Annotated in this window: 11 protein-coding genes; 1 reads left to right on the top strand and 10 read right to left on the bottom strand. The window is 71.3% G+C overall.

The features are described from left to right. Positions 1-103: 103 nt before the first annotated feature. From KBX46_RS10020 to KBX46_RS10000, 5 genes are all read right to left on the bottom strand, one after another. The gene (locus KBX46_RS10020; protein ID WP_088946691.1) at positions 104-655 is read right to left on the bottom strand and encodes a pyridoxamine 5'-phosphate oxidase family protein; all 552 of its coding nucleotides are present in this window, start codon (positions 653-655) and stop codon (positions 104-106) included. A 47-nt stretch (positions 656-702) separates the two neighbouring features. Further along, a complete protein-coding gene (locus KBX46_RS10015; RefSeq protein ID WP_308159440.1) occupies positions 703-1,401 on the bottom strand; it encodes a gamma-glutamyl-gamma-aminobutyrate hydrolase family protein in 699 nt (232 codons plus the stop codon). Positions 1,402-1,574: 173 nt separating this feature from the next. After that, entirely contained in the window at positions 1,575-2,342 is a 768-nt protein-coding gene (locus tag KBX46_RS10010; RefSeq protein ID WP_210792192.1) for a 3-oxoacyl-ACP reductase, read from the bottom strand. A gap of 5 nt (positions 2,343-2,347) precedes the next feature. After that, a complete protein-coding gene (locus KBX46_RS10005; RefSeq protein ID WP_210792191.1) occupies positions 2,348-3,703 on the bottom strand; it encodes an aldehyde dehydrogenase in 1,356 nt (451 codons plus the stop codon). Positions 3,704-3,725: 22 nt separating this feature from the next. Beyond that, positions 3,726-5,090, bottom strand: a complete 1,365-nt coding sequence (locus KBX46_RS10000) for a glutamine synthetase family protein (protein ID WP_099851258.1) — start codon at positions 5,088-5,090, stop codon at positions 3,726-3,728. A gap of 91 nt (positions 5,091-5,181) precedes the next feature. Here KBX46_RS10000 and KBX46_RS09995 point away from each other — a divergent pair, with 91 nt between their 5' ends. Further along, positions 5,182-6,327: a sorbosone dehydrogenase family protein gene (locus KBX46_RS09995; RefSeq protein WP_210792190.1), complete on the top strand. Its 1,146-nt coding sequence runs from the start codon at positions 5,182-5,184 to the stop codon at positions 6,325-6,327. 17 nt (positions 6,328-6,344) lie between these two features. On the opposite strand, the gene KBX46_RS09990 is transcribed toward KBX46_RS09995, so the two are convergent. The 5 genes from KBX46_RS09990 to KBX46_RS09970 all read right to left on the bottom strand — a co-directional run bounded on the left by KBX46_RS09990 (position 6,345) and on the right by KBX46_RS09970 (position 12,574). Further along, a complete protein-coding gene (locus KBX46_RS09990; RefSeq protein ID WP_210792189.1) occupies positions 6,345-7,931 on the bottom strand; it encodes an amino acid permease in 1,587 nt (528 codons plus the stop codon). Between the two features lie 297 nt (positions 7,932-8,228). Then, on the bottom strand, positions 8,229-8,975 hold the full coding sequence (locus KBX46_RS09985; protein WP_210792188.1) for an MBL fold metallo-hydrolase: 747 nt from the start codon (positions 8,973-8,975) through the stop codon (positions 8,229-8,231). A gap of 60 nt (positions 8,976-9,035) precedes the next feature. Then, positions 9,036-9,536, bottom strand: coding sequence for a DUF456 domain-containing protein (locus KBX46_RS09980; protein ID WP_088951520.1), 501 nt, complete (start codon positions 9,534-9,536; stop codon positions 9,036-9,038). Between the two features lie 55 nt (positions 9,537-9,591). Next, entirely contained in the window at positions 9,592-11,757 is a 2,166-nt protein-coding gene (locus KBX46_RS09975) for a bifunctional diguanylate cyclase/phosphodiesterase (protein ID WP_210792187.1), read from the bottom strand. Positions 11,758-11,761: 4 nt separating this feature from the next. Then, positions 11,762-12,574, bottom strand: coding sequence for an SAM-dependent methyltransferase (locus KBX46_RS09970; protein ID WP_141908251.1), 813 nt, complete (start codon positions 12,572-12,574; stop codon positions 11,762-11,764). Between the last annotated feature and the right edge of the window lie 43 nt (positions 12,575-12,617).

The following is a 12,617-nucleotide window of genomic DNA, read 5'->3' as shown; positions in this document are numbered from 1 at the left end:
TCACGACCGGCGGACGCTGTTTACCTACGCCTGAGCGGTCGGGCACCGGACACTGCGGGCCCGAGGCGGCGTCGGACGGCGGTCGCAGAGGCGCCCCGACGCGTCAGAAGACAGGCAGCCCGTCGATGCTCGCCGCGTTCCTGGTGGCCCGGTAGACCACCAGGTCATCGGCCGTACGACGCGAGTGTGAGGTGAGCAACAGATCACGTTCGGCGCGGAAGTCCATCAATGGCACCGCGTAGCCGCAGGAGTCGCTGACCCGCTCCACCTCGACCGTGATCACCGCCCGGACGGCGTGCACGTCCGGCGGTGCGGGAAACTCGGCGAGCCGGTCGGCGAAGGCGTCCTCGGTCACGGCGACGCTGCTGCCCCGACCGTGCAACCGGACGATCTTCGGCGGCCCGTCGAAGGCACAGAACATCAGCGTGATCCGGCCGTTGTCCCGCAGGTGGGCGATGGTCTCTGCCCCGCTGCCGTGGTAATCGAGGTAGGCCACCCGGTGCGCCCCGAGGATCACGAACGTGCCCCGCATGCCCTTCGGCGAGACGTTGACGTGGCCCTCCGCGCCGGACGGAGCGGTGGCCACGAAGAAGACCGCCTGGGCCGCGATGAAGTCACGCAGTCGAGCGTCGATCTCCGGATAGACCTTGCCCATACGCTGATCCTCCCACCGGCGGCACGAGCGCGCGGGGGCGATGTCCGTCACACCCGCTGGCCAGAGGCCCCGACCAGTGCGGTGATCGGACGAGGGTCCGGCTCGTTCTCCGGGTGCCACTGCACCCCCAGCACGAACGGCCGGGCCGGGTCCTCCACCACCTCGACCACGCCGTCCTCCGCCCAACCCGTCACCGACAACCGGCCCGGGTCGGCGACCGCCTGATGGTGGTACGAGTTGACCCGGTCCACCCCGGCCAACACCGTCGCGGCCAGACTGCCCGGCGCGAACCGCACCGGATGGCTGCCATACACCCCGGGCGCCGGACGGTGTGCCTCGTGACCGACCACATCGGGCAGATGCTGGTGCAGTGTCCCGCCGTAGGCCACGGCGAGCAGTTGCATCCCCCGGCACACCCCCAACACCGGCAACTCGGCGGCGAGAGCGGCGGTCAGCAGGGTCAACTCACCGGCGTCCCGGTCCGGCCGGTCCTCGGTACGCGGGTCGGGCCGCTGGCCGTACCGCCCCGGACCCACGTCGGCACCACCAGCCAGCAGCAGCCCGTCGAGGACGGCCACCACCTCGCCGTCCACGTCGTCCGGGGGCAGCACCACCGCCCGGCCGCCCGCCGCCGTCACCGCCCGCACGTACGCCGCCGGCACCAGCACGGCCGGCACGCCCCTCCAGACCGCCCAGTCGGCCGGTTCGACGTACGCGCTGATCCCGATCAGCGGCCTCGCGCTCACAAGGCTGCCAAGGTTCGCGACTGCGGGGCTCGCAAGACCGGCTCACTCCTCGCGCTCACAGTGCCGGCCTCGTTCGCGACTGCGGGGCTCGCAAGACCGGCTCACTCCTCGCGCTCACAGTGCCGGCCTCGTTCGCGACTGCGGGGCTCGCAAGACCGGCTCACTCCTCGCGCTCACAGTGGGGTGACGTAGGCGCCCGTGATGCCGCCGTCGACCACGAACTGCGCGGCGGTCATGAACGAGGCGTCGTCGCTGGCCAGGAACGCCACCGCGGCGGCGATCTCCTCGGGTTGCCCGAAGCGGCCCATCGGTACGTGCACCAGCCGACGGGCGGCCCGCTCCGGGTCGGCGGCGAACAACTCCAGCAACAACGGGGTGGCCACCGGGCCGGGGCAGAGCGCGTTGACCCGGATGCCCTCGCGGGCGAACTGCACACCCAACTCCCGGGTCATCGCCAGCACGCCGCCCTTGCTCGCGGTGTACGCGATCTGCGACGTCGCCGCGCCCATCAGCGCCACGAACGAGGCCGTGTTGATGATCGACCCCTTGCCCTGGCGGCGCATGTGCGGAATCGCGTACTTGCAGCAGAGGTAGACGCTGGTGGTGTTGACCCGCAGCACCCGCTCCCACGCGTCGAGGCCGGTGTCCAGGATGGAGTCGTCGTCGGGCGGCGAGATGCCGGCGTTGTTGAACGCGATGTCCACCCGGCCGTGCCGGTCGACCACCCCGTCGAACAGGTCGCGTACCGCCGACTCGTCGGCGACGTCGGCGCGGACGAACTCGCCGCCGCACTCCTCGGCGGCCTTCTCGCCGGCCGCCACGTCGATGTCCACGCAGACCACCCGGGCCCCCTCGGCGGTGAACCGCCGGACGGTGGCCAACCCGATGCCGCTGCCCGCTCCGGTGACAACGGCCACCCGGTCCTGCAATCGACCCTGCACTGGCGTCACTCCTCTGTCGCGATGAACACGTTCTTGACGTCGGTGAAGGAGTGCAGCGCGTCCGGGCCCAGCTCACGGCCGAGCCCGGAACGCTTCATCCCGCCGAACGGGGTCCAGTAGCGCACCGAGGAGTGCGAGTTGACGCTCAGGTTTCCCGACTCGACGGCGCGGGCCAGGCGCAGGGCCCGACCCACGTCCCGGGTCCAGATCGAGCCGGAGAGCCCGTACTCGGTGTCGTTGGCGAGCCGGACCGCGTCGGCCTCGTCGTCGAACGGCAGCACCGAGACCACCGGGCCGAAGATCTCCTCCCGCCAGTGCCGGTCGGCTGGAGAGTCGGCCAGCAGCACTGTGGGGGCGTGCCAGAACCCGGGGCCGTCGGGGCAGGAGCCGGTGAAGGCGACAGTCGCCCCGGTCAGGTAGCCGGCGACCCGGTCGCGCTGGGCCGCGGAGATCAGCGGACCCATCTCGGCGGTGTCCCGGGACGGGTCCTCCACCCGCACCGCGCGTACCGCTGGTTCGAGCAGTGCCAGGAACCTGTCGTACACCGGGCGCTGGACCAGGATCCGCGACCGTGCGCAGCAGTCCTGGCCCGCGTTGTCGAAGACCGCGCCCGGCGCGGTCGCGGCGGCGCGCTCCAGGTCGGCGTCGGCGAACACGATGTTCGCGCTCTTGCCGCCCAGCTCCAGGGTGAGTCGCTTCACCTGGGCCGCGCAGCCGGCCATGATCCGGGTGCCGACCTCGGTGGAGCCGGTGAAGCAGATCTTGCGGACCGCCGGGTGGCTGACGAACCGCTCCCCCACCACCGCGCCCTCGCCCGGTACGACGATGAACACGTCGTCGGGCAGGCCTGCCTCGCGGGCCAGCTCGGCCAGCCGCAGCGCGGTCAGCGGGGTCAGCTCGGCGGGTTTGAGCACCACTGTGTTGCCGGCGGCGAGGGCCGGGACGAACCCCCAGGCCGCGATCGGCATCGGGAAGTTCCAGGGGACGATCACGCCGACCACGCCGAGCGGCTCGTGGAAGGTGACGTCCAGCCCGCCCGGCACCGGGATCTGCCGCCCGGTCAACCGCTCGGGCGCCCCGGCGTAGTAGTCCAGGACGTCCCGCACGTTGCCGGCTTCCCACCGGGCGTTGCCGACGGTGTGGCCGGAGTTGCGGACCTCCAGCGCGGCCAGCTCGTCCAGGTGCGCGTCGACCACGGAGGCGAACCGCCGCAGCAGGCGTGCCCGGTCCCCGGGAGCCACCCTCCGCCACGCCTCGAACGCGGTGGCCGCCCGCGAGATCGCCTGGTCAACCTCGTCGACGGAAGCCCCCGCGACCTCCTGAAATCCCACCCCGGAAGCCGGGTCCACCAGAACCGTCACGCTCGCCCCCCTGCTCCGTCGATCACAGACGCTCGAAGCCTCGGGTCAATTCCCAGTCCGTCACCGCCGCATCGAAGGCGGCCAGCTCCACCCTCGCCTGGTTGGCGTAGTGGGCCACCACCTCGTCGCCGAACGCCTCCCGGGCGACAGTGGAGCCCTCCCAGAGGGTTAGGGCGTCGCGCAGGGTGCCGGGGACCCGCTCGGCCTCCGGGTCGTCGTACGCGTTGCCGGTGCACTCGTCGCCCAACTCCAGCTCACTGTCGATGCCGTGCAGCGCGCCGGCGACCAGGCCGGCGATCGCCAGGTACGGGTTGACGTCGGCGCCGGGCACCCGGTTCTCCACCCGCATGCCCTGCCCGTGCCCGACGACCCGCAGCGCGCAGGTGCGGTTGTCCACCCCCCACCGCAGTGCCGTGGGGGCGAACGACCCGGGCTGGTAGCGCTTGTAGGAGTTGATGTTCGGGGCGAAGAGCAGGCTGAACTCCCGCATGGTGGCCAGCAGCCCGGCGAGCACCCGCTGCCCGGTCTGCGACAGGTGCGCCGGGCCGTCGCCGAGCATCGCCGAGCCACCAGTGCTGTCCCGCAGGGAGAAGTGGATGTGGCAGGAGTTGCCCTCCCGCTCGTTCGGCTTGGCCATGAAGGTGATCGACATGCCCTCCTGGGCGGCGATCTCCTTGGCGCCGTTCTTGTAGATCACGTGGTGGTCGGCGCAGGCGACCGCCTCGTCGTAGCGGAAGGCGATCTCGTGCTGGCCGAGGTTGCACTCGCCCTTGGCGCTCTCCGGGGTGAGCCCGGCAGCGGCCATCTCGGTGCGGATCCGGCGCAGCAGCGGCTCCACCCGGGCGGTGCCGAGCAGGGAGTAGTCGACGTTGTACTGGTTGGCCGGGGTGAGATCGCGGTAGCCGCGCCGCCAGGCGTCCTCGTACGAGTCGCGGAACAGCACGAACTCCAACTCGGTGCCGGCGTACGCGGTCAGCCCGTGCTCGGCCAGCCGGTCCAACTGCCGGCGCAGGATCTGCCGGGGCGAGGCGACCACGTCGCCCGTTCCGTCGAGCCAGGTCAGGTCGGCCAGCAGCATCGCGGAGCCGGGCTGCCACGGTGTGCGGCGCAACGTGCCGAAGTCCGGCACCATCGCGAAGTCGCCGTAGCCGCGCTCCCAGCTCGACATCGCGTACCCGTCGACGGTGTTCATGTCGACATCCACGGCGAGCAGGTAGTTGCAACCCTCACTGCCGTTGGCCACCACCTGGTCGAGGAAGAAGGGCGCGTGGAACCGCTTGCCCTGCAGGCGCCCCTGCATGTCGACCAGGGCCAACACCACGGTGTCGATCTCGCCGGCCTCGACAGCGACCCGCAACTCTTCCAGCGTCAGTGGCGTTCTGCTCATGAGCGGGCCTCCATCACCAAGGTCTACTGGCAAACCGGATCACCGTCAATGCCCCCGGCGTGGTCGGCGGCAAACCACGCGAGGAGTTGTCATGCGTCTTCGAGCAGTCCTGACCGTCGTCACTCTCGCCATCGCGCTCGGCACGGCGGTGAGCGCCGAGGCGGGGGTTCGTACGCCGGACGGGTCGGTCACCGCTGCCGGTGCCGGCGGGTTCGACTTCGCCCAACCGGAGGTCGTCGCGACCGGGCTGGAAGCACCCTGGGGGCTCGACTTCCTGCCCGACGGCAGCGCCCTGGTGGCTCAGCGCAACCAGGGCACCGTGCTGCGGGTCCGACCCGGCCAACCGACGGTGCAGGTCGCCCGGATCGCCGGAGTGGTCGGCGGCGGCGAGGGAGGCCTGCTCGGCCTGGCCGTCTCTCCCCGGTACCGCCTGGACCGGTGGGTCTACGTCTGCTTCACCACCGCGTCCGACATCCGGATCGCGCGGTTCCGGCTGAACGCGCCGCAACGCCAGCAGGTGATCTTCAGCGGCCCGGTGCGGGCGTCCATCCACAACGGTGGACGGATCGCCTTCGGCCCCGACGGGATGCTCTACGTCGGCGTCGGTGACGCCGGCGTCCCAGCCAACGCGCAGAACCTGGCCAGCCGCAATGGCAAGGTCCTGCGGATCCGGCCGAACGGTGGCGTCCCCGCGGGCAACCCGTTCCCCGGCTCGCCGGTGTTCAGCTACGGCCACCGCAACGTGCAGGGTCTGGCCTGGGACGCGCAGGGCCGACTGTTCGCCACCGAGTTCGGCCAGGCCACCTGGGACGAGGTGAACCGCATCGTCCCGGGCGGCAACTACGGCTGGCCGGTCGTGGAGGGCCCGAGCAACGATCCCCGCTTCCGTGCCCCGGTGGTCGTCTGGCCCCCGGCGCAGGCGTCGCCGAGTGGTGCCGCCTTCGCGGGCGGCACCCTGTTCGTCGCCGCGCTGCGGGGAGCCCGGCTGTGGGCCGTCCCGATCAGCCCCGCCGGGACGGTCGGCACACCGGCCGCCGAGTTGGTGGGTGCCTACGGCCGGCTCCGTACCGTCGAGGTGGCCCCGGACGGCTCCCTCTGGGTGGCCACCAGCAACCGCGACGGCAATGGCACGCCGAGGCCACAGGACGACCGCATCGTCCGGTTCACGACCGGCGAGCGGCAGCCGCCACCCGCCGGCCGTGCCGGGTTCCGTCTCGCGGACCCGGTGCAGCCCTGACCCCGGCAGGGCTCGGGTCATTCGGGGCCGTCGACCGCCGCAGGCTCTGACCTCGCGGCCGGCTCCTCGACGGTACGGACGGGCCCGGTGAACCAGGTGCGGGCCGAGGCGTACCACCAGACGGCGACCACCAGCAGCACCCCGCCGACGGCGAGCGGCGCATAGTTGACGGCCGACCAGGTGAACCCGTCGTTGCCGGGCACCCCGGCGGGCACGATGGGCAGCACGAAGTAGACCGCGATGACGGCAATCTCGATCACCGCGATCCAGCCGAGCAGCTTGTACTTGCGGCCGAGCGTCCACGGCCCGGGCACGAACCGGTCGCCCATCCGCAGCCGCAGTGCGATCGGGATGAGGAAGGACAGGTAGAGCCCGAGCACCGCCACCGAGACCACCGCGTAGAAGGCGATCGGGATGCCGGCCGAGCTCTCGTAGAGAGCCGGCAGGGTCAGCACCAGGCCGGCCAGGGTCGCACCGATGATCGCGTTGACCGGGGTGCCGTTGCGGTCGACAGTCGACCAGAGTCGCCACCCGGGCACCGCCCGGTCCCGGCTGAACGCGTACGCCATGCGGCTCATCGAGGTCACGCAGCTCATCCCGCAGAAGAACTGGCCGATGGTGGAGATGATGATGACGATCTTGAAGAAGACCGGCGTCAACGCGGACTCGAAGATGGCACCGGAGAAGCCGCCCGCGGCGTTGACCGCCTCGACGTCGGTGGCCGCGAAGAGGAACGCCAGCAGCAGGATCCAGCCGCCGACAGCGGAATAGAAGATCGACTGCCAGAGCCCCCGCGCGGCGGCCTGCGAAGCGCCGCGGGTCTCCTCGGAGACGTGCGCGCAGGCGTCGAAGCCGGTGATCGTGTACTGGGTCAGCAGGAAACCCAGGGGCAGCACGTAGAACCAGAACGTCAGCCCGCCGACGTCGCCGTCACCGAACCCGGAGTTGTTGAAGCGCTCGGTGAACACGAACTGGAAGCTCTGGTGGTTGTCCGGCACGAAGACCAGGATGGCCACCACGACGGCCGCGCCGGCCACGTGCCACCAGACCGAGACGTTCTGGAGTACGTCGATGATCCGGTGCCCGAAGATGTTGATCAGCCCGTGCAGCACCAGGATGATCACGAAGAGGACGAACGCCTGGCGCAGCGTCCCCGCCCAGCCGTCGAAGAGCGCGGACAGGGTGAGGTTGAGGAACGTCGCGCAGCCGTAGTCCACCGAGGCGGTGACCGCCACCAGACCGATGAGGTTCAGCCAGCCGGTGAACCAGCCGTGCACCGGGCGACCCATGGTGGCCGCCCACCAGTAGATCCCGCCAGCGGTCGGGTACGCCGACACCAGCTCGGCCATGCAGAAACCGATGATCAGGATGAACAGGGAGATCAGCGGCCAGCCCCAGGAGATGGCGACCGGGCCGCCGTTGTTCCACGCCTGACCGAAGGTGGTGAAGCAGCCGGCCAGGATCGAGATGATCGAGAACGAGATGGCGAAGTTGGAGAAGCCACTCCACTTGCGGCGCAACTCCTGTTTGTAGCCGAGTTCGGCGAGCCGTCGGGCGTCGTCGTCCATCGGGTGCTCGGCGGTCGGCACTGGGGTCGTTGCCACTGCACACCTCCCTGAGGTGGTTCCGCGTGCGAGTGGGCAAAGTGTGATCCCGGGCGATCAAGACGGTCAATACATACTCGGCGGGAATGTCACCGCCGACGGCTAATTGTGTTGCCCCTGCGGCCACCCCGGCCGCATCCTTGAGCCCGTGACCAGCCCGTTCGCGACGGGCGTACCCCCGGGCGCTCGGACCGCCCGGACCGCGGCGGCGCGGGGCACACCTCTCTCTCACGTACGGCGCGTCGCCGTACCCGACCAGTGCCCCGCGCCCCCAGCCCGTCACTACGAGCCCCGGCGTCAGGCGGGCAGATCGACCAGCAGGCCCGACCGGGCCACGTCGACCGAACCGCTGTATGCCCGCCGTGCCGCGGCGACGGCCGCGTCGGGGTCCGTGCCAGGCCACAGGTGCGTCAGCAGGACCGCTCTGCTCCGCGCCGCGGTGGCGTAGCGACCCACCTCGGCGGCGCTCGACAGGAATCCGACATGCCGGTCCGGGATCTCGTCGACATACGTCGCGTCGGCGATCAGCAGGTCGGCGTCGCGGGCCAACTCAACCAACATCGGGCTCGGCCCGGTGTCCCCGGTGTAGGCCAGCACCGTCCCGCCGGCGGTGAAACGGGCCCCGGCGTTCGGCACCCAGTGCGGCAGTGACCATGTCCGCACGGTGAACGGACCGACGCCGAAGTTGTCGCCGGGGGTGAACCCGTGCAGTCGGTACGCCGTGTCGATGAGCCCTGACTCGTCGATCGCGAGCAGCGGGTCGAGGCTGCCGCTTGGCGCGTACACCGGCAGGGCCGGCGCGGACCGGTCGGGCAACACCCTGGCCCGCAGCAGTGGCTGCAGGTCGGCGCAGTGGTCGGGATGGCCGTGGCTGACGTACACCGCGTCGACCGCTGAGGCGGGCAGCCGGGTCAGCAGCGGTTGCACTGTCGCGTAGCCAGGATCGACCAACAGCCGAAAGCCCTGGTGCTCGACCAGAAAGCCCGCACACGCCTGCTCGGCGGAGGGCCAGGCACCAAGACCGCCAAGCACCACGACGCGCATGGGATCGACCCTAGCCGCTGCCGCTCCGCCTTATCGCCCCGAACTCGTCCGACCGGGGGATCACGCCAGCAGCAGGCCGGCCAGCCACAGTGCGGTAACGACCAGACAGGCGGCGAACTCGACCAGCATCGACAGACCGGCGGCCTTGAGCGCCTGCACTGTGGATGGCCAGGCGAGCTGGTTGCTGCCGAGCCGCAGCCGCTCCGCCGCCCACACCCCGGCGACGAAGCCGAGCACCAGCCCCACGACCGGCACCACGAAGAACCCGACGATGCCGAGCACGCCGCCGGCGAGCAGTGTGGACGTCGGCACACCGGTGCGCTTCAGGTTCCGGCCCGGCCACGCGTACTTGATCACGGTCCCGCCCGCCACGACCACAGTGGCAGCGCCGAACACCGCCCAGCCGACCATGCCCGCACCGCCGAAGACCGCCCAGACCAGCACCCCACCCCAGCACAGCGGCAACGCCGGCAGGCCGGGCACCACCACGCCGGCCAACCCGGCCAGGATGGCCAGGCCGGCCACCACCGTCACCACGGTCTGCGAGTCCGTCAGGCTCACGTCGCCACCTTCCATCGCCGCCATCGGTGCCGACCGAACCGTAGTGGGCCCCCGCTCACGCCGTCGCCCCGCCACGGAGCCGGGCGGTGATCGTGTCGACCGGGGCCGGGGCGCCGAAGAATCGTCCCTGCCCGGTGTCGCAGCGCAGCGCCCGCAACCGTTCCGCCTGCACCTCGGTCTCCACCGCCTCGGCGGTCACCCACAGCTCCAGCGCGTGCGCCAACCGGACCAGCGCGTCGACGATCCGTTCGTCACGGTGGTCGGCGGCGACGTCGGTGCCGTCGGCGCGGATGCCCTCGACGAACGGGCCGGCGAGCTTCAGGCAGTGGATCGGCAGCCGCCGCAGGTACGCCAGGTTGGAGTATCCGGTGCCGAAATCGTCGACCGCCAGCCGGACGCCGAGCGCGGCGAGCCGGTACAGGCTGCGCAGAGGCTCGTCGGCGCTGCCCATCACGGCGCTCTCGGTCAGCTCCAGTTGAAGCAGCTCGGCCGGCAGTCCGCTGGTGTGCAGCGCGTCGGCCACCGTCTCCACGATCGCCGGGTCGTCGGCCTGCCGCGCGGCGAGGTTGACGCTGACCACCAGCCTGGCCTCGGGGAACTGCCGCCACCACCGCTCGGCGTCGTGACAGGCCTGCCGCAGCACCCACTCACCGAGCCGGACGATCAGGCCGGTCTCCTCGGCCAGGCCGATGAACCGGTCCGGCCCGATCAGGCCCAGCTCCGGATGCTCCCACCGGACCAGCGCCTCCACCGCGAGCATGCTGCCCTCCAGCAGCGACACGATCGGCTGGTAGTGCAGGACGAACTCGCCCCGGTCCAGTGCGGCGGGCAGCCCGGCCACCAACGCCGACCGGGCGATGTCCCGGGCGCTGCGCTCCGGGTCGTAGACCGCCCACCGGCCCCGGCCCGCCGCCTTCGCCCAGTACAGCGTGGTGTCCGCGGCCTTCATCAGCTCCGACGGGGAGGTCTCCGCAGCCGGGCACTGCACGATGCCCACACTGGCCGAGACGGCCAACTGGTGGTCACCGACGTGCACCGGGGACGCGACGGCGGCCAGCGCGGCCTCCGCGACGGCCACCGCGTCGTCGATGTCGTTCCCACCGTCGACGAGGATCACGAACTCGTCGCCGCCCATCCGGGCGACCAGGTGGCCGTGGTCGGCCACGCACGCGGCCAGCCTCCGGCCGATCATCACCAGCAGGCGGTCACCGAGGTCGTGACCGAGGCTGTCGTTGATCGCCTTGAAGCCGTCCAGGTCGAGGAAGCACACCCCGACTCGCCGCCCGTTGTCCGCGCCGTCGAGGACCCGCGCCAGCGTCTCGAAGAACAACGTCCGGTTGGGCAGCCCGGTCAGCGGGTCGTGCAGCGCCTGGAAGCGCAGCCGCTGCTGGAGTTCGTACCGCTGGGTGATGTCCTCGATCATCGCGACGGTGAACCGGGGCCGGCCGTCGTCGTGGCGGATCAGTGAGACGGCCAGATCCGTCCAGACCACGCTGCCGTCCTTGCGGTGGTAGCGCTTCTCCACCCGGGCCGCGTCATGCTTGCCCTCGATCAGCTCCTGGTACAGCTCCCACATCCCGGCGGCGTCGTCCACGTGGAACAGTGCCGCCACGTTGGTCCCGCGCAACTCCTCCATGGAGTAACCGAGCATGTCGGCGAAGGCCTGGTTGACGTCGATGATCCGACCGTCCACGCCGGCGATGCCGATCCCGATGGCGGCACCGGTGAAGACGGCCCGGAACCGTGCCTCGCTGTCGCGCAGCGCCTGCTCGACCTCGTCACGCGCCTGCCAGGCGGACCGGGCGATCCGTTCCTGCTGACTGAAGGTGCGGTCGCGAAGCGCGCGGGCGAACCCGGCGGCCAGCCCGCCCTGCACCGCCGCGATCCGGTCGGCGAGGTCCGCCGGCCGGTCGAGGGCACCCAGCACCCGGTCGGCGAAATCCGCACCGAGGGCATGCAGCGTCCAGTCCAGGGCCTGCGGCTCGGTGAGGTGCGCCTCCACCAGCGCCCACCCGACCTCCTCGGCCGGGCGGGCGGAGAAGGGCTCCGCCCGCACCGCCTGCGCCAGCCGGATCGTGTGCACCAGCAGCAGCCGCTCGGTCTCGGCCGCGCTGAGCGGCACGAACCCGAGGCGGCGCACCGCACGGGCCCAGTCGGCGGCGTACCCCTGGGCGTCGGCCCGGCCAGCACCGACCCCGGCGGGGTCCGGGACGGCGGCCACGGGATCAGCCGGCGGGCTGGTCGTACCGGGCGACGCCCCCGAAGGCGCCGAACCGCTCCGGGTGCTCGTCCACGTCGGACGGTGAGTCGGGCCGCCAGAGCGGCATGTGCACCACGCCCGGTTCGAGGACCGTCCAGTCCCCGAAGAAACCGGTGACCTGGGCGCGGGAGCGCAGGGTGATCTCGGTGTCCGTCCGGGCGGAGAGACGCTGGGCGTCCAGCATCTCCTGCGGCTGGTCCTCGAACGTGGAGTGCGAGATGACCAGGAAGCTGCCCGGAGCGGCGGCGGCCCGCAGGGTGGCCAGAATCTCCTCAGGCCGGTCGCTGTCGGGGATGAAGTGCACCACCCCGGCCAGCAGGATGCCCATCGGCCGGCTGAAGTCGATCAGCCCGAGCTGCCGGGTCTCGGCGAGGATCCGCTCCGGCTCACGCAGGTCGGCGTGGATGACCCCGGTCAGCTCGTTGCCGGCAAGCAACTCCCGGCTGTGCGCGACCGCCACCGGGTCGATGTCGACATACACCACTCGGGCCTTGGGGTTCACCCCCTGGGCCACCTCGTGCACGTTGCCCACGGTGGGAATTCCGGAGCCGATGTCGAGGAACTGGTCGATGCCGGCGTCGAGCAGCACCCGGACGGCCCGGCGCAGGAACTCGCGGCCCGAACGCATGGTGGCGGCGAGATTCGGCGTCATGCTGGCGATCTGTTCGGCCAGCTGCCGGTCGATCTCGAAGTTGTGCGCCCCGCCCAGGAAATAGTCGTACACCCGGGCCGCGCTCGGCCTGGTCAGATCGATCTCGGTCGGCAGTCCGTCCGGCATCAGCGTGCTCCCCAGTTCATCGCCGCGGCGCGGGACAGCACCG

This window comes from Micromonospora sp. C81 (genome assembly GCF_018070425.1).
In the GTDB taxonomy this organism is placed as follows: domain Bacteria; phylum Actinomycetota; class Actinomycetes; order Mycobacteriales; family Micromonosporaceae; genus Micromonospora; species Micromonospora zamorensis.
This window is presented reverse-complemented; position numbering and strand designations above follow the sequence as displayed.